This window comes from Flavobacterium sp. Root186 (genome assembly GCF_001428525.1).
Taxonomy (GTDB): Bacteria; Bacteroidota; Bacteroidia; order Flavobacteriales; family Flavobacteriaceae; genus Flavobacterium.
This window is the reverse complement of record NZ_LMHW01000013.1, coordinates 258,227-277,645: the sequence shown is the minus strand read 5'-3', so window position 1 is coordinate 277,645 and position 19,419 is coordinate 258,227. Positions and strand designations below refer to the sequence as shown.

Below are 19,419 nucleotides of genomic sequence, written 5' to 3'. Positions count from 1 at the left end.
TTTTAAATTGAGTTTTTTTTATATCTACTAGTAACTAATTACTTTTCACTAATCACTCTATAATTAACAATGCTATTCAATTGTAATTGTCATATTGGGTACAATAATATCTCCGTTGCTACCAGTATATCGCTGAGCAAAAACTTCGATATAATCATTGTTGACTAATTCTGTGGTTGCATTTAATGGCAGCACTACGATATCATTTGTAACCTGACCCCTTCCATAAATTTTATATTGACTTATCGCAGTTCCATTTTTAGCAATATAAATTATGTACGTACCGGCGGCAGGCACTTGAAAAGAAATTGATCCTCCAATTTGGAAAATTCTTTTCTTTTTTCCCTGATATCGCAATCGATTTGCAGCATCAGTTGAAAACCTAAATAGATTTGAATAGGTTGTAGAAGGAGTTCCAGAACCTACTTTTACTATATTACTTGGATTAGCACCATTTGTAAAACTGACACCAATACCAGACCCAACAGCATAATCCATAGAAAAATCGGCTGTAGCACTTGCGTCTGTTTCTGTTGGGATTCCGGCTGCTCTTACACTCCAGCTATTATTAAAATTAAATCCTGTATACGATCCTGTTGTATAGCCTTTTACATACCCTGCTGTGTTTGAACCTGTAAAAACAACAGACTCTAATACGGCATCTCCAGAAATAGCAAGTCCGGCTGTAGAAACATCAAATCCTATCGCAGTACCTTCAACCTGGCTAAAACCACCTTGTTTTTCTACTAGTGTAAATGTTCCGGTTAGTTTTTCGTAGGTTCCTGTATTAGTGCTAAACCAGCCCATATTACTTAATAACAATTGTGTTATATTGTTGTAAGTGATTCCGGTTGTATTTCCTGCAAATTGGATAATACTAAGAAAAACCAATCCAAAACCGGATATAGTCCCTACACTGGCGGAGTTGGCAACGACACAGTCCCTAAAAACTAAATTTTGAGCTGCAGTTCCGCTTAGGTTAAAAACACTCCCGGTTGCTGCTCTAAGTGTGACATTTTTTATATTTCCGCCTGTAGCGCCTTCAAAAATATTTCCTGTCGTTCTAAGTATAATATCCTCATTAGAATCTAAACCTTGAACGTACGCATTATTGATGTCTATTGGAAAATTGAATGTAACAAGACCATTTATTTCATACAATGTATTCGAGTTTAAAAGATATTTAGTTCCACCGCCGTTTGTCAGTTCAGTTGCGAGAACGGTTGCTAAATTATCTGTAGATCGGATACGTTTAAAATTTAATCTGGGATTTATACCGCTGCTTACAACTAACCATGACGTTGAACCCGAAGAATAATAGTAAAAAGCTTTTAAATCGGTATCATAAACAATTAATCCGTCAGCAGGAGTTGTTATTGCATTTCTTTGAACGGTTGTCATTCTGGGAGCCAGCAGACCCTGAGTTGTCGAGGTAATATCTAATACCGAACTTGCATTGGGAGTAACGGTTCCAATTCCGACTTGGGCATTTGCTATAAGTGATAAAAAGATAGAAACCAGTAGTAATAATGTTCTGTAATTTTTTGAGGCTGTATTATTCATAATTTCAGGTTTTAGAGAGTTGAGTAATAAAAACATTATTAATTTCCTGCATTAGAAATGATTACTTTTTGAGTTATTTTTTCATTATCAACAGTTATGAATGTCGCAATATAAACTCCGGAACTTAGGCCGGAGGTAGAAAAACTATAGTTTTCTTCGGCACCCAGATTCTCTTTAGATCGTACCATTTTACCCGCAATATCATAGAGGTAAAATGATTTAAATGCAATAAAATCAGGATTGGAAGCTTTTAATAAGCGATTTGAATTGTCCTGTATAATGAAAAAATTAGTTTTAGTTTCTTCATTTGTGCCCAGTGTTTTGTCTGTGAAAGTAATTTTAAAACGGTCAGGATATACGCCCTGCGGAATTGTGACTTCATAATTCCCGGTTTTTATATTATGAAAAGATGCATCAGCAGCATCATATAAAAATACATTTTGGGTAGGATCGAAGTTTATAACTTCCGGGATATAAAACTTAAGAGTTGTACTGGCGGCCGCTTTTACCGTTAATGGGATTTGTTTTGTAACGTCAAAATTAGTGCCTTGAATTACATAATTTTTTCCTTCCATCAAAAAGAAAGTATCATTAGGAAAGTTGTCCATACTTACAGCGTCGAGTCCCCTGTCAAATGCATCAGTAGCTTCGGGTAAAAAAGCAAGAGCCAGCTGTCTTGTAAATTCGTTGTTGATAATGGCATTTATCCTGATGTGCGGAATATCATTAGAAGCTTCGGTTCCTTCAGCTTTAACCGTTTCTTCACTTTTAGCCGTTGTTTTGTCTTTTGCAGGTTTTTCAAATTGAGATAAACCTTCGCCTTCTTTATAAAATATGCGATATGAATTTCTAAATGTTACAGTTCCGTTTGCTGCTCCTTTAATTACAAAACCCTGTCCGATAGGCGCATATTTACGCTGACGCATAAGTCCGGATGAAGTACCAACATTGTTTAATGAACCATCACCTTTATAACTATTAAAAGTAGCAGGAACATATATACCGTTTGAACCTAAAGTTCCGGGAGAATAAGTGGCATATCCACCTCTGTAAGCTGCAATTAAATGGGAGTTTATAGTTTTGTCCTGTTCCCAGAAATAAGCAATTCCGGTGCAGGCATTATTTAAAGGATCTAACAGAAAAGCATTTAAATGCAATGCAGACGGGTACGGATTTCCAGTTAAGGTCGAGGAATTGTTTGCTCCAACTGTAACGGTAATATTTCCGTCATTAGGTTTTCCCCTAAAATCATAACGCTGCGCACCAGTTCCGCCGGGATTATTTACAATTCCTGTTCCTTCCGGATCTACAGCGTCAGACCCGCTGGTTCCTTTCATCGTAAAACCTTCTCCGGGTGCCAGCGTAGTTGTAGTTCCTACCTGAACCCATTGTGAATAACTATTGGCATTGGTAAGTTTATAAATCCATCGTGAAGCAATAGATAACGGATTTGCAATTCCATCTAAATTGGCTAATGGAAGAATTGTTGCAGCAGTCGAGGCAGTTGAGGTCGTTGGCCTGTTTAACATGGTAATACCAAAATTCTGGTTGCCGGTCGCCGCTACATTAATGCCTACGGGAGAACACCAGTAATTGTAGTCAAAATTATCAGAGCTTCCTTCCTGATAAATAGACACAATCCCGGTTCCTACATTAGTTGAAGTTCCTGTTGTACCTTGAACCAGCTGCGATAAATTACGCAGATACAAGTTTGAATTTGCAGCTAAATTTATTGTCTGCCCCACGTAAAGCACTTGGTTTTTTACATAAACGGGAGTACTTGCGCCAACATAAATCTGTCCAAAACTTTGAATAGAAATTATATAAATTAACAAGGCAAATTTTTTCATAATTTTTAGTTTAGTTAAAAATTAGATATTGTCGAAAACTATATTTCAAGTAATACTAAACCCTTAATTATATATTTCTGCCTGCAGCAAATAGTTGCTGTTTCCTTACCTGCATGATTAAGAATTCACTTTTATAAAAAAACGGTAAGTAAGGTATGATTGTAAACTAATCTAAATTGTGAAAAAAGTTGCCTGAAATTTAGTTTACTAACTAAAAAAATACTTACTTATTAAGTACAATAAATCAAATATTTAAGAAATTTACTATACCCAAATTTAGACGGTATACAATTCAGTTTTTTATATAATTTCTTACAGATTTTATATAATTTCCATTTTTACGTTCTGAATTTTATAAAAGTGAATCTATATCAAAGAACTTTTTTGACTACATTGGTTTTAAAAAGATTAGAATATCCTCTGGCAATTAACCTTGTTTCGCTTTCATTCCAGATTTCGCATTGTGCATTCACGAATTGTTTCCCTTTTTTTATTATAGATGTTTTGGCCAGAATATTATCTCCGGAATGAGCAGGAGCGAAGTAATCAATAGTTAAGTTTATTGTGGTGTAAAAATGTTCCTCATCAAGCGAAAATAACGTCGCACCAATACAATCATCTACAATTGCTGCTGTAACTCCACCATGTAAAGACCTAATCGGATTGGTCATTTCTTCCCTAATTTGATATTTAAATGTTACTGTTCCAGTTTCGGCCACAACAACGATGGGTTTCATCCAAAGCATAAATGGAGAAGGCGAAAGCACAAATTCTCCGCCAATGTGGTCTTGCAATACTTGTAATCTTGTTTTAGTTGTCATTATTATAAATTTAAAATTAGTAATTATACCAATCGGTATATTTTTATGTATAAAAAAAGCAATAGTTGATTATTGCTTTATTCTAAGTCGTCGATAATTTTATAAAGCGATAGCATTATGGCAGGTAAATCTGTGTCACTTCCCGTTAATTTGCTTATCATCATACCGCCTTCAATCAATGCAATTATGGTTAAAGCTGTGTTTTCTGCATTTATCGATTTTGCTTTAAACTCTCCGGCATCTATACCCTGATTGATGAGGTACATTAGTTTTTCTTTCCAATAAAGCAGCGTTCTCTCGGCATATTTTTTAAGAACCGGATGTGTATCATCAGATTCTATGGCAGTATTCAAAATTGGGCAGCCGCCAAGTGTCACATCCAGAGTTTGGTATTTAGCATAAACACGAGGATAAACTAGCAATTTTTCTTTAAAAGTTCTTTGTTTTTCGATTTCCCGACTTAAAACATCATGGAGCTTCTTCACATTAAACTTAAAGGAAGCGATGGCAACCTCGTCTTTATTTTCAAAATTTCCGTAAATACTCCCTTTGGTAAGACCAGTTGCTGTGGTCATATCATTTATAGATGTACCGCTGTATCCTTTAGTATTAAAGATCGGAGCGGTTTTCTCTATTATAAATTGCTTTGTTTTTTCTGCTTTACTCATCGGAAATGATTTAGTTTTACAAATATATACCAATCGGTATAATTTTAAATGTATTTGCTGATTTATTTTATGAGATTATTGTGATTTCGTTTCAATCTGCAGCAATTGAAATTTAGTATCTTAGTATTTCATGTAAAACCTGAGTTTACAGTTACCATTATTTTCAATTTAAAAGATCAAAATATGCCTTGGAATCCAGATGTTTATAATAAGTTTAAAGATATTCGATATAAACCATTTTATGATTTAATAGAATTTATACAACCCCAAAATGGAATGAAAGCTATTGATTTAGGATGCGGTACGGGTGAGCAAACTTCTATTTTGGCAGATAAATTTAAAGATGCTCATTTTCTTGGGGTCGATTCTTCTGCAGAAATGCTGGAGAAATCAAAAGCCTTAGAAACTAATAAGCTGCATTTTCGAAAAGCAACTACAGAAGAAATCATAAATTCAGGAGAAAAATGGGATTTGATTTTTAGTAACGCTGCACTGCAATGGTCAAATGATCATGAAAGTTTGTTTTCGAATTTATTAAAATTACTCACTAAAGATGGGCAATTCGCAGTACAAATGCCGGTTCAGCCAGAAAATAAACTTAACAAAATCCTTTCCGACCTTGTTGATGAAGAACCGTTTAAATCGTATTTAAAAGGCTATAAAAGAGATTCTCCTGTTTTAAGTCTTGACAAATATGCACAAATGCTTTTTGACGGCGGCCTTAAAGATATTGAGATACTGCAAAAAGTATATCCCATTATTGCAGATGATCACGAAACACTTTATAATTTTATTTCAGGTTCAGCATTAATTCCATATATCGAAAGGCTTGAAGGAGAACAAAAAGAACTTTTTATTAAAACGTATAAAGAGAGAATAGCAGTAAATTTTCCTAAACTTCCGGCTATTTATTCTTTTAAAAGAATTTTGATGTTTGGGAGAAAGGAGTAATTAGTAAAAAGTAATTAGTAAAAAGTAAAAAGCCTGTAGATTACTCTGCAGGCTTTTTTGAATTAATAGTCAAAATTTAGTCTTTATATAAAATAATTACAGCTTTGTAGCCTGTACCAACATTCCATTGGCTGGCTTCAATCACTTTTCCGTTGTCATCATAAACCTGAAATTCGGCCGTATTTGGTGATGCTGAACCTTCGTTTAAAGCTTCAAAATCAATTTTGTTCATTCCTTTTACCAGGTTTATTTTAAATCCTTTAAATTCACCTACCAAACTCACTTCTGGTTCGATAACTTTATCATTAAGATATACTCTAATTTTATCGCCGTCAACAAAAGCGGCATCACGATAACGAATCGTCGAGGTTGTTGATTTGGTTACAAATCCTCCTAAATACTCATTTCGTCTGTAAAAAACACCTTCAACATTTGCCTCTCTTTTATAAAGTGTGTTATCCTTAAAAAGTTCCTCCGGGTTTATTTTTAAAACGATCGGATCTTTTGCAAGAGTAGGTTCATCTGGCGGCGGCGTCTCAGTTGGCGGAATAACTTCTTTAGTTTCCGGAGTTTTAGATTGTATAGGCTGATATTTTCCTTTAACTTCTCCCTGCGCAGCAACGTGCAGTGAAGCTCCAATTATCATTAAAAACAATATTTTTTTCATACTTTGATTTATTTTGAATGCTTTAAAAGTCATTTTTAACTTCTAAATATCTATTTATAACAAGCGATTATGCCATTTATTGTCTCAAAAAGTAATTATATCGCCATAAGTTGAAGTTTTGTAACAACCATATCAAATAGTGTAAAGATTTGTTTACATATCAGGGTAATTTTAAAAAATGTAATTGTTTAAAATTTAAGGAGATGTATTCATCAGCAAGAAAAACAGTATTAGGAGCATTTTTATGTTTGGCCGTAAATATACAGGCACAGCATAAAAATGACAATGAAAAGTGCCGTTATACCAAAACATCTTATGGTTATTTGATGGTTTTGCGTGAAGGAGATAATGTTCTCAATTTAATTGAAAACTTAGTAAAAGAACAACAGATTCCTTCGGCAAACTTTACCGGAATTGGTTTTGCACAGGAAGTTACTTTTGGATTCTACGATTTTAATCAAAAGAAATTCAATCCTAAAACATTCAATAAAGTCGAAATGGGAAGTTTAACCGGATCGATTGCATGGAGCGAAGGAAAACCATCTCTGCACATTCACGGAGTTGCCACAGATGATAAATTTGATGCGTATGGCGGTCATATTCTCGGCCTTAAAGTTGGGACGGGTTCTATGGAAATTTATATAACGGTGAATAGTGAAAAACTCGAAAGAAAAATAGAGCAGCCTTTGAATGCTAATGTATTACAGCTTCCTTGTATAAAATAGATTTAAAGTTTCACGAACAAAAAATATAATTATGAAAACATTATTTAAATCAAATATAGCTTTACTACTTATTCTGATTACATTTTTATTTTCATGTAAAAACAATCAGGATGGTTATAGTGATGAAATTGAAACCACTACCGTTCCAGACAGCACAAAAAAGCCTGTAGATAGTACAGGCACAAATGATACCGGAACCAACAAAAGTACTGGCGAACCCACTACAGGCGCTGCAAGTACAACGACCAATAAAGATTTAGGAAAAGAGGGCACAGCTAAGGGCGGAACCGGAACCGGAATTGGACCGGGAGAGGACGCTCAGGATGGCGCTACCTATACCAGCTCTTCAAAAAAACAAAATATTGATAAAGATTCGGTTAGAATTAAACCTGGAAAATAGTTTATTCAATATTGATCAGAGCCGTTGGTGAATAACCAAATTGCTTTTTGAACGCAAAAGAGAAATGAGAGAGATTTTCAAAACCAACCTCATAATATATTTCGGTTGGTTTTTTTTTGTTCTCTGCCAAATGGTAATGTGCTAATTCGAGCCTTTTTTTAGTAAGCCACTTTTGAGGCGTTGTATTAAAATATTTCTTAAAATCCCTGTTAAAAGTAGATAAACTGCGGCCTGTTAAATAACCCAATTTTTCCATTGGCATATTAAACATAAAATTACGCTGCATAAAATCGATCAAATCAATTTTGCCCGGTTCATCAAAGCTCGCTAAAACAGTATCTATTCGTTTGTCGATTGCCCTTAAAATGCTGATAGCTTCGGTGATTTTTAAAGAAGCAATGTCTTCGGGAAAATCTCCTTCAATGTCAAAATAAGGCATTAAAGAAGCCAGACAGCTTTCTAATAACGGATGATTGTTATAAGAAATGATTTTTTGTTCAGAACCTGTTTTGGAACTTAAATCAATATTTTTATAAAACTCTTTTAAACGTTTAACCGAAAGATGCATGACAACCGTTTTATGCGGCTGGCCATTTTTCGGATAATTTATAATAGTAGCCAGTAAATTTCTTGGAATAAGAAAAATATCTCCGGCTTTAAAAGTAAAAACGGCATCGGTTTGTATGATTTTGGTTTCTCCCGAAATAAACCAAATCAGCATATGATCATCAAAAACCAAATCAGATTTGAAGAACTTATCTTCATAACAAGAGAGTTTGATCTCAGGAGTTAAATATTTTGATACATGTTCCATTTTACAACTGTTTTAACCGCCAGGCTTTTTTCTTCGATTATCAAAGATAAAAATCCTGACGGTATATTATTTTCTAATATGGATTAAATAACGTCAAATGACATTCCTAACAAACGTTCGCTTAAATCCCAAAGCCTTTTCGCATTATCCTGATCTACAGAATAAGGCTGAACACCAAATATGGTTGAAGGATCATCAAATTTGTGCTCGACATCTCCTAGATCTAATCGGGCAACATCAGCATCTTCACAATAAACACCGCCAATATTGTTCAGTAAAGGACTAACAGCGCACCAAACTGTAGTTGCAGCGCCTTGAGGCACATTCTTTAATAAAGCAGCAACTTCTGGTTTTAAATTTCCGTCTTGATCATGCGTTCCTATTTGTTTGAATAATTCGATAGGTTCGTCTCTTCCTAAATCAGTTCCTAGAACACTTCCGGGATGTACTGAATACGCTCTCACATTAAACTCTTTCGCACGATTATCTAGTTCTAATGCAAACAAATTACAGGCCGTTTTTGATTGTCCGTAACCTTGTAAAGTATGATACTCACGATGAAGAAAATTAGGATCATCAAAATTAAACGGTGCGATTTGATGCCCGTATGAAGATACATTTATAACTCTGGATCCATTTGCCTGTTTAAGAGCCGGCCATAATTTTGCAGTAAGCTGAAACTGTCCCAAATAATTGGTTACCAATTGCGATTCATAACCGCGATCGTCTCTGCGTAACGGAACCCACATAATTCCTGCATTATTAATAAGAAGATGAAGCGGTCTTCCTGAAGATAAGAACTTTGCAGCAAACGCATCGATAGCATCAGGATTCATGAAATCTAAAGTTTCTAACTCTACATTGGCAATCCCGTCAAGATTTTTTTGAGCTTTTGCAATATCTCTGGCTGCAACAATTACGGTTGCACCCGCATTCGAAAGTGTTTTAGTCGTTTCTAATCCAATGCCTGTGTGTCCTCCGGTTACAATTGCAATTTTTCCTGTAAGGTCAATTCCTTTCATTACATCTGCAGCAGTTGATTTGGCATTAAATCCTGAATGAATAGGGTTTTGTAATGCTCCCTGATAATTATTTGTTTTCATTTTATAAATATTAAATTGTTATGAAGCAAAATTATAGAGAAGCAAGACTTTCGATTTTGTTTAAAACGCCATTTTTGCTTTGTTTAAAATGTCACTTCGAATTCATTGTTTTTAAGTATCTTTAATGCTGATACAATCCGTTATTAAATTTGATTTTATGAAAGCATTGGTAATTGGAGCTACAGGTTCAACCGGAAAATTTTTGGTAGAGGAACTGCTGAAGGATAATGATTATACTTCTGTGGTAACTTTTGTTAGAAAACCATCGGGAAAGGAGCATTCTAAATTAACAGAACACATTGTCAATTTTGATGCTATTGAATCTTTTAAAGATCAGATTTCAGGTGATGTTTTGTTTTCATGCCTCGGAACAACTTTAAAAGCTGCCGGTTCAAAAGAAAAACAATGGAAGATAGATTTTGATATTCCGGCTGCATTTGCTCTGGCTGCCAAACAAAATGAGGTAAAATCTTTTGTTCTGGTTTCTTCTTACGGAGCTTCTGCCAATAGCAGTGTTTTTTATTCTAAAATGAAAGGAAAACTAGAAGATTATATCGCCGAACTTAATTTTGGGCAATACATTATTTTTAGGCCGGGACCTTTGGTACGTGAAGATTCAGACCGTCTGGGCGAAAAGATTTCGGTTAAACTTTTCAATTTTTTGAATGCCATTGGTATTCTTACCAAATTTAAACCGCTTGAAACACAGCTTTTGGCCCAGAAATTAGTAAAGGCGCCAAAAATACTTCTAACGGGAAAGAAAATAATCGAACTTAAAGAAATTTTCGAATCTTAATACATCAAATCCATTCTCCGGAGGCATTATAATCCTCGGGCAAATAGGTAAGATATTGCACCATCCTTGGACTAGCGCCTTTGTTTGCCGAGGCACAATGCGGTAAAGTATTGTTCCAAATTATAAAATCGCCTGCATTGCCCGTTATAGGTTTTGGTTTTAAGGTTTCGATGGCTTTATTTCTTGGATTTTCATTTGGTTCCAGATTATTCAGCCAGTCATTTATTTTGTTATGGAATCCCGGAACACAATGAAAAGCACCGTCATTAATACCGCAGTCTGTAAGATAGAGTAGTCCCTGAAACCCAAAAGTAATGGGCTGTTTTAAACTAATGTCCCAATGCAGCGGACTTCCTAAAAAAGTAAAATCTTTAGTTTCAGGCGGATTAAAACTGACTTTGTCTATCGTTTTGTAAATTTTGGCTGAATTGTAAAGCTGTTCGTATGCTTTTTTTATTCTTGGCGATAAACGGTTTTTATTTAATGTTTCGTGATCAGAAAAATTAAGCATTAAACCTTTTTGATCTTTATGTCTTGTATACCAGGTTTCGCTTTTGTCAGGATTCATTTCTAAATAATTCCAAATTGCCTCAACCGTATCTTCACAGTCTTCTTTTGAAATGGCATTTTTTACAATCACGTAACCATTTTTATCCCAAAACTGGAGATCTTGTTCTGAGAGTACATTGCTTAAAGCATCTGCGACCGTATTTTCGTTTTTCTTTTGATGGTTAATCCAGACTTTAAAAGTTTCAAAATCAGGTTTTTCAAAATATAAAAACTGTACCGTATCTTCCATACTAATTCCTAATTGGTACAAGGTTTTAATTTCCTGATCCCATTGAACATCAGTTATAACATTGGACGTATTTGTAGTACGGTCCCATAAATTTTCAAGAATACTCCAAGGCATAATTTCTAAGATTGCTTCAACTCGTCAGGAAGGTTGTCAAAATATAATTGAAACGAAAAATCTCCCATTATAATATCATTTGCTACTAATAAATGACCATTGGGAATGTCGCCAAATGCCGCATTTGTTGAAATACTATGAATGCCGCCTTTAAACGAACCTGTTTTAACAGATTCTATATTGATGGGATTTCCCTCTTTATTTACAAGTTCTTGTCCTGGCTGCAATTGCGAAGCCGGAGCATATTTTCCGTTAATAAGTAAAAAAAGCTGGTCTGCACTGCAGGTAATATTCTTTGATGAACCTTGAGAATCTATCAAATTTAGGTAGATCACGCGGGTTTGTTTTTTGGATTCGATACCATTGCTAAACGAAACTTTTGCCTGAGAGGCTGTCAGTTTAACGGTACCCGATTCTAATTTTGCCGAAAAGGCCAAAATTGAATCTCCTATTTGAAATGACTGAATATCTTTTTCACCATTGGGAGTTGATATTCTTGCAGAATAAGCGAAATCATTACTATTTAGGTTATTTACAGATTGATTTGGGTTTGTTTTCATATTATGCCGATATTTAGTTAAACCTGCTTATACGTAATTCTTATCCAAATATAATTTATTAAATTTTCTCTTTCTTAAGTATAAATACCTGTTTTAATGTTTATTGTAAGTAAAAACAAAAAAGTGCCTCATCTTTCGATAAAGCACTTTATAAGTTTTCAGATTAATCAATTTTATACGCATCATCAGCAAAAGTTTCCGGCTCACGATCATTTTCATCATAATCTTCTACTAAATCGTCGTCAAGATCATCTTCGTCTAAATCTTCTTCTTCATCCAGATCATCTTCTTCTAATTCACTTTCGTCAAAATCCTGTTCTAAATCTTCCTGATCATCTCTTTCAAGCGCATTCGAAAATTCATTATCCAGATAATTCTGTTCTTCATTTAAAGAATAAGCTTGTTCAAAATTATTTTGATCGCCAATGTGTTCTTGCTGATATTGATCAACATAACTCTGATTGTCATTTGTGAAATTACTATCGTCCTGATCGTAAGATCTATTATTATCTGTTGTCATACGGAATGTTTTAAAAATTAAGTTAGAAGTGAAATCTTAGTTTAAGTTTTCATCTTAACTCAAAAGTACTCCGATAGGCAGCATGTTTTCTTATACTATTTTAGCAAACAATTACTTAATTATCATTGAAGGTTTATCAATTAGCAATAACGAAGAGCAATAAATCTTATATCTTTGATTTGCAAAATTGAATTATGGAAAAACTACGAAAACATATTGAAGAAATTATTTCGGTTACCGATGAAGAATTTGAATCGATTAAACCATTTTTTACAATACGGAAGGTTTTAAAAAATCAATATTTGATTAGCCAGGGCGACGAAGCAAAGTATGAATATATTATTGTAAGCGGTATTTTCAGGGTTTTTTATCTTGATGATGACGGAAAAGAACATATCGTGCAGTTTGCAACAGAAAACTGGTGGATGTCTGATTACATTGCCTATTTCAATCAAAAGCCCGCAAACATGTATGTTGTTTGTATGGAAGCAGGAGAAGTTTTGTGCCTGACGCTGGAAGGAAGAGAAAAACTCTCGATTGCATTACACAAAATGGAACATTTTTTTAGGGTTAAATTAACCAAAGGATATATTGCCCTTCAGCAGCGAATTATTTCATTACTTTCTAATAATCCGGAGCAGCGGTATAAAGAATTTGCAAACCTTTACCCCAATTTAATGCAGAAAATTCCAAAAAAATATATTGCAGAATATCTGGGAGTAAGCCGTGAAACCCTTAGCAGGCTTTACTCCAGCAGTAAATAGCATAATTAAAACCTCTCAAAGTGTGATTTCCGTCACACTTTTTTTGTGACTTGCCTCCTCGCATTCAGGAGGGAAGCCGATATAAATTTGCCTTGTAAATAATTCATTAACCAATCAAAAAATTATACAGATGAAAAAAATTATGATGTTAACAATGGCGCTTTCCTTTTTTGCAGCTACTGCACAAACTAAAAAAGAAAACAAAGTATCGGAAGAAAAAACAACCCACAAAAATGAAACGAAAATGAAAAAGAGAATTTTAATTATTGTATCAAATGCAGATTCAATTGGTCCAAATAACAGAAGAACAGGAACTTTTCTTCCTGAAGTAGCGCATCCTTATGCTGAATTTGACAGAGCAGATTATCAAATTGATTTTGCAAGTTTAACGGGAGACACCCCGTATTTAGATGCCCTTAATTTAGCGGGTGATCCGGATAATCTTGCCTTCCTGACAGGAAAAGGATGGGAAGCAATGCAAAAAGCAGTAAAACTATCTAATGTTGATGTAAGTACTTACGATGCCATTTTTGTTCCCGGCGGATTAGCACCAATGGTGGATATGCCTGAAAATGCACTTCTTAAAAAAGTTATTAAAGAAACTTACGAACGCAATGCAGTTGTTGGCGCTGTCTGTCACGGTCCGGTATCCTTATTAAATGTAAAACTGAGTAACGGATCTTATTTGGTAAATGGTAAAAATATTACCTCTTTTACAGATGAAGAAGAAAAAGGTTACGCCATTGCCGATGTACCATTTTTATTAGAATCTGCATTGACAAAACAAGGAGCAAAATTCCACGCTGCAGCAGTTTGGTCAGCACATAGTATTGCCGACGGAAATTTGGTTACAGGTCAAAACCCTGCATCAGCAAGAGGAGTAGCAGAAAAAATGATTGCTATTTTAGAAACGGCTAAAAAATAATAGGCTGATTTTATTGACCTCTTCCAAAACTTGGCAGAGGTCAATATCATTTAGTTAATAGAATAATAATTATCTAATCAAAAGAAAAAAATGAAAAATCATAATCCAGTTCATGTTTTTGCAACATGGAAAGTTAAAGAAGGTCAAATTGAAAATGTTTTGCAGCTATTAAAAACAGTTCACGAGGAAAGTATTAAAGAAAGCGGCAACCTGTTTTATAAAATTCACCAAAGCATTACAGATTTAAATACAATCGTATTGTTTGAAGGATATGTGAGCGAATCTGCTGTAACAGAACATCGAAATACTGCACATTTTCAGAATTTAGTTTTAGGGCAGATTGTACCACTTTTAGACGAAAGAAATATAATTTTAACTTCGCCAATACAATAAGGAGAATATTGAAATTTTCTGTATTTAATTGTGTAACAAAAAGTTATAATGTTGAAACATAATAAAATACCTAATAATTAAATTTGATAAGCTTTATTATAAACTTAAAAAATTAATTATGAAAACGATATTAAATTCAAAACTACTTGTATGCATTGCTTTAATAGCACTATCGGTTTCCTGTAAAACAAGTTCTTCTTCAGGAAGTGCATTAAAAACAGATTCGGATGCTATAAAAGCAGGTGACAGTACATCATTAAATACGGGAACAAAGGGTACAACTCGAGCCAATGAAGGTAATGAAGAAAGTGACCCACAGCCGGGAGATGCGACTACGCCTAAAAAATAGACCAATTTTGTAAAAGCAAATACTTTTATAATCTTAAAATTAAAACCGTTTTAATGCGGTTTTTTTTATGCCTGTTAATTTCAAACAAAGCTATAATTTAACAGTTAATATTGATTTTGATAGCAGCTTGTTTAAAACTATATTTTTTCTGTTAAATAATTTTAGAATAAATTTCTGTTCTTTGCAGTTCTAAAAAAAATGAATACAGTCTTAGCTATAAAAAACCGTGTACAATATTATTTTGAACATTGAGTTAAGACTAAGGATCATATTTACGTTATGGACAATAGAAAGTTTATATTAAGTTTAAAAAATGGTAACGAGGCTTCTTTCAAAGAAGCTTACTTAAATTACTATGATAAACTGATAAGCATTGCCCGACGATTTAATTTTACAGTTCTTACCCCGCAGGATTTTGTTCAGGAAACTTTTTTAAGACTTTATAATAAAAGAGAATTACTTAATGAAGGAGTTTTATTTGATAAACAGCTGTTTGTTATCTGTAAGAACATCATCATTAATCATGTTAACAGAGAAAATAAAATAATTCAGCTCAACACTTCGGAGATTGAAATCGAAAATGAAGACTATGATGACGTAATTTTTGAAGAAAGAAAAGAAAAACTATATGCTTTCATAAATTTACTTCCTGAACAGCAGCAAAAAATATTTACTTTACACAAACTGGAAAACCTTAGCTATAAGGAGATTGCGGCAATGACAGACCTTTCTGAAAAAACAATTGCCAATCATATTTACCTCGCCAGTAAATTTATTAGAAAAAAAATCGAAGATCATTAGGAACTTTTTTGTTCTCGTTTGTTATACTAATAAACAGAAACAAAAAATGCATATTGAGTCTTATAAAACTGATGTTAAAACCAAGGAAGATGCAAGCTTTATTGTAGTGCTTCTTCGGTTTATCATTTCTGATTGTTCAATGGATTTTGAGATAGATGATAGTAATCATATTCTAAAAATCGAAACGAACAGAGAGATTAAAGAAATGGTGTATGGTGTTTTTAATAAACAAGGATTTTATTGTCAAAAACTTTAACGCACTAAAGACATGGACGAAAAGAAAATAGAAGAGGAATTAAAAAAAATATGGGACGAAATCCCTGTTTCACATTCTGATAATGAAAAAGAGATGTCTTGGGAACAATTCCAGGCAAAGGCATTTTCTCCAAAAAAGCAAAAAAATAACTCTTGGCGTTATTTTGCGGCAGCTGCGGCTGTTTTGATTTTTGTTCTTATAGGAACAGGGCTTTATTTTAATGGCAGCAATCCTGTAAGCAATGAAATTCAGCTTACTGAAAACGTAATAGAAAATTCTACTTCGATAATGAAAACGGCTGTCCTGCCAGATAGTTCAAGAGTAGAATTAAGCCCGAATTCTAAAATTGCTTACGCCAGTAATTTTGCAGCAAACAGAAAAGTGGAAGTTTCGGGAGAAGTTTATTTTAAAGTAACGAAAGATAAAAAACATCCATTTCAGGTATTTTGTAACGAAACGACAACTACAGTTTTAGGAACTTCTTTTACCGTAAAAGGATATACACAAAAAGAAGTAACTGTTGAACTTTATGAAGGAAGTGTTCAGATGAATGTAAAAGATCTGGATGAAAAATGGATACTAAAACCAGGCGAAAAATTTACGTATGGAAACAAAACCACATTGGTTACTGAATTCAACAGATTTATAGATTTTGATAATCAAAAGCTAACAGATGTAAGCTCTTATATTGAATCAAATTACGGTTATAAAGTAATTATGCCGCAGGAATACGAAAACCAGCGAATCACAGTGCGTATCAATAAAAAAGAAGATTTAAATACGATTATCCAATTAATATCAGAAATGTATAACCTAAACTATGAAGTAAATGAAAAATTAAAACAAGTTACTTTTCAATAGAAAAGAAAAGGATGCACTAGCCGCGAAACTAAAAACATCCTTCCTATAGTCAGGATAGTATAAAACTATTCCATTTAATAATATTCAAAAATACAAAATTTCATGAAGCATATAATTTCAGCGTGCTTTTTTTTATTCAGTTGGGGAGTATTTTCTCAAAACGTCACGGTAACTGTAGATCAAACGGTAACATTAAAGGAATTCTTTAAACAAATTGAAAATCAATCCGATTTTAAATTTGCCTTTACAGATCAAATTAATACGAGCCAAAGATATTTTACTCAAAAAAACACGTATAATAATATCGAAATCAAGCAGCTTATTAATGAATTAAATAAAAGCACATCGATTCAATTTTCAATTGTAGGCAGTAATATTTTTGTAAAACAAAAAGCCGTTAAAACAGCTAAAAAAAAAAATAAACTGACAGGACAGGTTCTTGATGAAAACAGAGAGCCCGTAATTGGTGCTAATGTTTTCATCATAGAACTTTCTACCGGTGTTACAACAGATATTAATGGAACGTTTAATATAGAACTGGACAGAGGTATTTACAATCTTGTCGTAAGTTATGTGGGTTTAAAAAACAAAGAAAGGCAGATTACAGTTGACGATGATGTAAGAATAAAATTCAACATGGAATCTGACAGCCAGCAGCTGGAGCAGGTAATTGTAACCAATAGTAAAGCTGTTGATGTAAGGAATACTCAAATGAGTGTGAACAAACTTTCGATGGCAGAAATTAAGCGAATTCCTGTTGCAATGGGCGAGCCGGATCCTTTAAAATCACTATTAACATTACCTGGAGTGACAAATGCAGGAGAAGCTTCTTCTGGTTTTAACGTTCGTGGTGGTGCTGCAGATCAAAATTTAATTCTGCTGGATGGTGCTCCGGTATACGGTGACTCACATATGTTTGGATTTTTCTCTATTTTTAATGCCGATGTTGTAAACGGACTAGATTTATATAAAGGTGGAATTCCGTCTAAATTTGGCGGACGTGTCTCTTCTGTTCTTGATGTAACGCAGCAAACCGGAGATTTTGAAAATTTCAAAGTAAACGGAGGTATTGGTTTAATCTCAAGCCGTCTTTTAGTGCAGGGGCCTATACAAAAAGATGTTGGTTCATTTCTTATTGCAGGTCGTGCTTCTTATGCTCATTTATTTTTAAAACTGGCTGATAATAATAATTCGGCTATGTTTTATGATATTAATGCTAAGTTTAATTATCGATTGGGAGCCAATAATACACTTGCTTTTTCCGGATATTTTGGAAATGATGTTTTTGATATAAATGACCGTTTTTCCAGTACTTACGGAAACACAATGGGAATTTTAAGCTGGAAACATAAATTTTCGGAGAACCTGAATACTAATTTAGCTGTTTTTTACAGTGATTATAGATTTAACCTTGGTTTACAACAAGAAGATTTTGACTGGAACAATAATATCCGAACTTACGGACTTAAGTATGGCTGGAATCATATTGTAACAGATAAATTTAAATTAAACTACGGAATTGACGGTCAGTATTATAATTTTAATCCCGGCACAGTTCAGCCTACAAGCTCAGATTCGGATTTTAATTACAAACAGCTGGATAAAAAATATTCTTTAGAAACATCTGCTTATCTTGATTTTGAGAATCAAATCACTCCAAAATTAAACCTTCGTTACGGACTTCGTTATAGTATGTTTTATCGTTTAGGTAATGAAACGATCAATACTTATGCAGATGGAAAATCAGTAGTATTTAATCCGTTATATCATATTTATCAGGAAGGTACTCCAACAGGAAGTATATCATACGGAAGGGGAGAAAAAATAAGCAGTTTTGATAATCTTGAGCCGCGTGTGGCATTATCTTATGCTTTTAATGATGATGCTTCTGTAAAAGCAAGTTATAACAGAATGGCGCAGTACATTCATATCTTATCTAATACACAATCGCCATTGCCAACAAGCATCTGGACACCAAGCGGTCCGTTTACGAAACCACAATTGCTGGATCAATATGCGGCCGGATATTTTAGAAATTTTAGAGACGGCGATTATTCTTTTGAAGGAGAGTTATTTTATAAAAAGATACAAAACCGTATCGATTACATTGACGGTGCTGATATATTGGCCAATAACAATATAGAACAGGTTATTTTAAATGGTAAAGCCAGATCGTATGGTATGGAATTATTATTTAGAAAAAATACAGGAAATTTTACTGGTTGGGTTTCATATACTTTATCAAGAGCAGAACAAAAAACACCGGGAAGAACTCCTGATGAACCCGGAATTGCAAATGGTGACTGGTATTTGTCAGGATATGATAAACTGCATAATTTGAGTATTGTAGGAAGTTATGAATACAATCCAAAATGGTCATTTAACGCTAATTTCACCTTGCAGTCTGGTCAGCCGGTAACGTATGCAAATGGGTATTATGAATTTGGCGGAATCAATATTCCGAATTTTTCACTTCGAAATGAAAACAGGCTGCCGCTTTTCCACCATTTAGATTTAGCAGCGACTTACACGCCTAAACCAGATAAAAAGAAAGGATGGCAGAGCTATTGGGTATTCAGTCTTTATAATGTTTACAATAGAAAAAATGCAGCTTCTATGACGTTTGCAACAAATGAAGACACGGGAGCAAATGAAACCAGAAGACTTTCTATTTTCGGAATAGTACCTGGAATTTCTTATAATTTTAAATTTTAATGAG

At 33.9% G+C, this 19,419-nt stretch carries 22 protein-coding genes; 12 read left to right on the top strand and 10 right to left on the bottom strand.

All coding sequences use genetic code 11. The features are described 5' to 3' along the window. Window positions 1–72: 72 nt before the first annotated feature. From ASD98_RS14485 to ASD98_RS14470, 4 genes are all read right to left on the bottom strand, one after another. On the bottom strand, window positions 73–1,563 hold the full coding sequence (locus ASD98_RS14485) for a hypothetical protein (RefSeq protein ID WP_056205798.1): 1,491 nt from the start codon (window positions 1,561–1,563) through the stop codon (window positions 73–75). A 38-nt stretch (window positions 1,564–1,601) separates the two neighbouring features. Further along, window positions 1,602–3,413, bottom strand: a complete 1,812-nt coding sequence (locus ASD98_RS14480; RefSeq protein WP_056205797.1) for a T9SS type A sorting domain-containing protein — start codon at window positions 3,411–3,413, stop codon at window positions 1,602–1,604. Window positions 3,414–3,784: 371 nt separating this feature from the next. Further along, a complete protein-coding gene (locus ASD98_RS14475) occupies window positions 3,785–4,234 on the bottom strand; it encodes a PaaI family thioesterase (protein ID WP_056205796.1) in 450 nt (149 codons plus the stop codon). A 77-nt stretch (window positions 4,235–4,311) separates the two neighbouring features. Then, a complete protein-coding gene (locus ASD98_RS14470; RefSeq protein ID WP_056205795.1) occupies window positions 4,312–4,902 on the bottom strand; it encodes a TetR/AcrR family transcriptional regulator in 591 nt (196 codons plus the stop codon). Between the two features lie 183 nt (window positions 4,903–5,085). On the opposite strand from ASD98_RS14470, the gene ASD98_RS14465 reads away from it, so the two are divergent. Next, the gene (locus tag ASD98_RS14465) at window positions 5,086–5,853 is read left to right on the top strand and encodes a methyltransferase domain-containing protein (protein ID WP_056206520.1); all 768 of its coding nucleotides are present in this window, start codon (window positions 5,086–5,088) and stop codon (window positions 5,851–5,853) included. 76 nt (window positions 5,854–5,929) lie between these two features. Here the strand turns inward: ASD98_RS14465 and ASD98_RS14460 are convergent, their stop codons facing one another. Continuing rightward, window positions 5,930–6,520 carry a hypothetical protein gene (locus ASD98_RS14460; RefSeq protein ID WP_056206518.1) on the bottom strand — a complete coding sequence of 197 codons (591 nt, stop codon included), beginning with the start codon at window positions 6,518–6,520 and terminating at the stop codon, window positions 5,930–5,932. 203 nt (window positions 6,521–6,723) lie between these two features. On the opposite strand from ASD98_RS14460, the gene ASD98_RS14455 reads away from it, so the two are divergent. Together ASD98_RS14455 and ASD98_RS14450 are read left to right on the top strand one after the other, a co-directional pair. After that, entirely contained in the window at window positions 6,724–7,245 is a 522-nt protein-coding gene (locus ASD98_RS14455; protein ID WP_082577867.1) for a PPC domain-containing DNA-binding protein, read from the top strand. 31 nt (window positions 7,246–7,276) lie between these two features. After that, the gene (locus ASD98_RS14450) at window positions 7,277–7,645 is read left to right on the top strand and encodes a hypothetical protein (protein ID WP_056205794.1); all 369 of its coding nucleotides are present in this window, start codon (window positions 7,277–7,279) and stop codon (window positions 7,643–7,645) included. A 1-nt stretch (window position 7,646) separates the two neighbouring features. Here ASD98_RS14450 and ASD98_RS14445 read toward each other — a convergent pair whose 3' ends face one another. Together ASD98_RS14445 and ASD98_RS14440 are read right to left on the bottom strand one after the other, a co-directional pair. Next, window positions 7,647–8,459: an AraC family transcriptional regulator gene (locus ASD98_RS14445; protein ID WP_056205793.1), complete on the bottom strand. Its 813-nt coding sequence runs from the start codon at window positions 8,457–8,459 to the stop codon at window positions 7,647–7,649. Between the two features lie 83 nt (window positions 8,460–8,542). Continuing rightward, window positions 8,543–9,562, bottom strand: coding sequence for an SDR family NAD(P)-dependent oxidoreductase (locus ASD98_RS14440; protein WP_056205792.1), 1,020 nt, complete (start codon window positions 9,560–9,562; stop codon window positions 8,543–8,545). Between the two features lie 157 nt (window positions 9,563–9,719). Here ASD98_RS14440 and ASD98_RS14435 point away from each other — a divergent pair, with 157 nt between their 5' ends. Further along, window positions 9,720–10,358: an NAD(P)H-binding protein gene (locus ASD98_RS14435; protein ID WP_056205791.1), complete on the top strand. Its 639-nt coding sequence runs from the start codon at window positions 9,720–9,722 to the stop codon at window positions 10,356–10,358. A 4-nt stretch (window positions 10,359–10,362) separates the two neighbouring features. Here ASD98_RS14435 and ASD98_RS14430 read toward each other — a convergent pair whose 3' ends face one another. From ASD98_RS14430 to ASD98_RS14420, 3 genes are all read right to left on the bottom strand, one after another. Then, the gene (locus tag ASD98_RS14430; protein ID WP_056205790.1) at window positions 10,363–11,271 is read right to left on the bottom strand and encodes a phytanoyl-CoA dioxygenase family protein; all 909 of its coding nucleotides are present in this window, start codon (window positions 11,269–11,271) and stop codon (window positions 10,363–10,365) included. 5 nt (window positions 11,272–11,276) lie between these two features. Then, window positions 11,277–11,831, bottom strand: a complete 555-nt coding sequence (locus ASD98_RS14425) for a hypothetical protein (protein WP_056205789.1) — start codon at window positions 11,829–11,831, stop codon at window positions 11,277–11,279. A gap of 163 nt (window positions 11,832–11,994) precedes the next feature. Further along, entirely contained in the window at window positions 11,995–12,351 is a 357-nt protein-coding gene (locus ASD98_RS14420; protein ID WP_056205788.1) for a hypothetical protein, read from the bottom strand. A 194-nt stretch (window positions 12,352–12,545) separates the two neighbouring features. On the opposite strand from ASD98_RS14420, the gene ASD98_RS14415 reads away from it, so the two are divergent. From ASD98_RS14415 to ASD98_RS14380, 8 genes are all read left to right on the top strand, one after another. After that, the gene (locus ASD98_RS14415) at window positions 12,546–13,115 is read left to right on the top strand and encodes a Crp/Fnr family transcriptional regulator (protein ID WP_056205787.1); all 570 of its coding nucleotides are present in this window, start codon (window positions 12,546–12,548) and stop codon (window positions 13,113–13,115) included. Window positions 13,116–13,245: 130 nt separating this feature from the next. Beyond that, window positions 13,246–14,040: a type 1 glutamine amidotransferase domain-containing protein gene (locus tag ASD98_RS14410; RefSeq protein ID WP_199866304.1), complete on the top strand. Its 795-nt coding sequence runs from the start codon at window positions 13,246–13,248 to the stop codon at window positions 14,038–14,040. Between the two features lie 90 nt (window positions 14,041–14,130). After that, entirely contained in the window at window positions 14,131–14,433 is a 303-nt protein-coding gene (locus tag ASD98_RS14405) for a putative quinol monooxygenase (RefSeq protein ID WP_056205786.1), read from the top strand. 118 nt (window positions 14,434–14,551) lie between these two features. Next, the gene (locus ASD98_RS14400) at window positions 14,552–14,782 is read left to right on the top strand and encodes a hypothetical protein (protein WP_056205785.1); all 231 of its coding nucleotides are present in this window, start codon (window positions 14,552–14,554) and stop codon (window positions 14,780–14,782) included. Window positions 14,783–15,061: 279 nt separating this feature from the next. Further along, on the top strand, window positions 15,062–15,583 hold the full coding sequence (locus tag ASD98_RS14395) for an RNA polymerase sigma factor (protein WP_056205784.1): 522 nt from the start codon (window positions 15,062–15,064) through the stop codon (window positions 15,581–15,583). A gap of 46 nt (window positions 15,584–15,629) precedes the next feature. Then, on the top strand, window positions 15,630–15,839 hold the full coding sequence (locus ASD98_RS14390) for a hypothetical protein (protein ID WP_056205783.1): 210 nt from the start codon (window positions 15,630–15,632) through the stop codon (window positions 15,837–15,839). A 12-nt stretch (window positions 15,840–15,851) separates the two neighbouring features. Then, the gene (locus tag ASD98_RS14385; RefSeq protein WP_056205782.1) at window positions 15,852–16,700 is read left to right on the top strand and encodes a FecR family protein; all 849 of its coding nucleotides are present in this window, start codon (window positions 15,852–15,854) and stop codon (window positions 16,698–16,700) included. Between the two features lie 102 nt (window positions 16,701–16,802). After that, a complete protein-coding gene (locus ASD98_RS14380; protein ID WP_056205781.1) occupies window positions 16,803–19,415 on the top strand; it encodes a TonB-dependent receptor domain-containing protein in 2,613 nt (870 codons plus the stop codon). The last annotated feature ends 4 nt before the right edge of the window (window positions 19,416–19,419 follow it).

Excerpts from the sequence above, each read along its gene's own strand:
- ASD98_RS14485 (WP_056205798.1), bottom strand. The coding sequence starts at position 1,563 with ATGAATAATACAGCCTCAAAAAATTACAGAACATTATTACTACTGGTT.
- ASD98_RS14480 (WP_056205797.1), bottom strand. The coding sequence starts at position 3,413 with ATGAAAAAATTTGCCTTGTTAATTTATATAATTTCTATTCAAAGTTTT.
- ASD98_RS14475 (WP_056205796.1), bottom strand. The coding sequence starts at position 4,234 with ATGACAACTAAAACAAGATTACAAGTATTGCAAGACCACATTGGCGGA.
- ASD98_RS14470 (WP_056205795.1), bottom strand. The coding sequence starts at position 4,902 with ATGAGTAAAGCAGAAAAAACAAAGCAATTTATAATAGAGAAAACCGCT.
- ASD98_RS14465 (WP_056206520.1), top strand. The coding sequence starts at position 5,086 with ATGCCTTGGAATCCAGATGTTTATAATAAGTTTAAAGATATTCGATAT.
- ASD98_RS14460 (WP_056206518.1), bottom strand. The coding sequence starts at position 6,520 with ATGAAAAAAATATTGTTTTTAATGATAATTGGAGCTTCACTGCACGTT.
- ASD98_RS14455 (WP_082577867.1), top strand. The coding sequence starts at position 6,724 with ATGTATTCATCAGCAAGAAAAACAGTATTAGGAGCATTTTTATGTTTG.
- ASD98_RS14450 (WP_056205794.1), top strand. The coding sequence starts at position 7,277 with ATGAAAACATTATTTAAATCAAATATAGCTTTACTACTTATTCTGATT.
- ASD98_RS14445 (WP_056205793.1), bottom strand. The coding sequence starts at position 8,459 with ATGGAACATGTATCAAAATATTTAACTCCTGAGATCAAACTCTCTTGT.
- ASD98_RS14440 (WP_056205792.1), bottom strand. The coding sequence starts at position 9,562 with ATGAAAACAAATAATTATCAGGGAGCATTACAAAACCCTATTCATTCA.
- ASD98_RS14435 (WP_056205791.1), top strand. The coding sequence starts at position 9,720 with ATGAAAGCATTGGTAATTGGAGCTACAGGTTCAACCGGAAAATTTTTG.
- ASD98_RS14430 (WP_056205790.1), bottom strand. The coding sequence starts at position 11,271 with ATGCCTTGGAGTATTCTTGAAAATTTATGGGACCGTACTACAAATACG.
- ASD98_RS14425 (WP_056205789.1), bottom strand. The coding sequence starts at position 11,831 with ATGAAAACAAACCCAAATCAATCTGTAAATAACCTAAATAGTAATGAT.
- ASD98_RS14420 (WP_056205788.1), bottom strand. The coding sequence starts at position 12,351 with ATGACAACAGATAATAATAGATCTTACGATCAGGACGATAGTAATTTC.
- ASD98_RS14415 (WP_056205787.1), top strand. The coding sequence starts at position 12,546 with ATGGAAAAACTACGAAAACATATTGAAGAAATTATTTCGGTTACCGAT.
- ASD98_RS14410 (WP_199866304.1), top strand. The coding sequence starts at position 13,246 with ATGAAAAAAATTATGATGTTAACAATGGCGCTTTCCTTTTTTGCAGCT.
- ASD98_RS14405 (WP_056205786.1), top strand. The coding sequence starts at position 14,131 with ATGAAAAATCATAATCCAGTTCATGTTTTTGCAACATGGAAAGTTAAA.
- ASD98_RS14400 (WP_056205785.1), top strand. The coding sequence starts at position 14,552 with ATGAAAACGATATTAAATTCAAAACTACTTGTATGCATTGCTTTAATA.
- ASD98_RS14395 (WP_056205784.1), top strand. The coding sequence starts at position 15,062 with ATGGACAATAGAAAGTTTATATTAAGTTTAAAAAATGGTAACGAGGCT.
- ASD98_RS14390 (WP_056205783.1), top strand. The coding sequence starts at position 15,630 with ATGCATATTGAGTCTTATAAAACTGATGTTAAAACCAAGGAAGATGCA.
- ASD98_RS14385 (WP_056205782.1), top strand. The coding sequence starts at position 15,852 with ATGGACGAAAAGAAAATAGAAGAGGAATTAAAAAAAATATGGGACGAA.
- ASD98_RS14380 (WP_056205781.1), top strand. The coding sequence starts at position 16,803 with ATGAAGCATATAATTTCAGCGTGCTTTTTTTTATTCAGTTGGGGAGTA.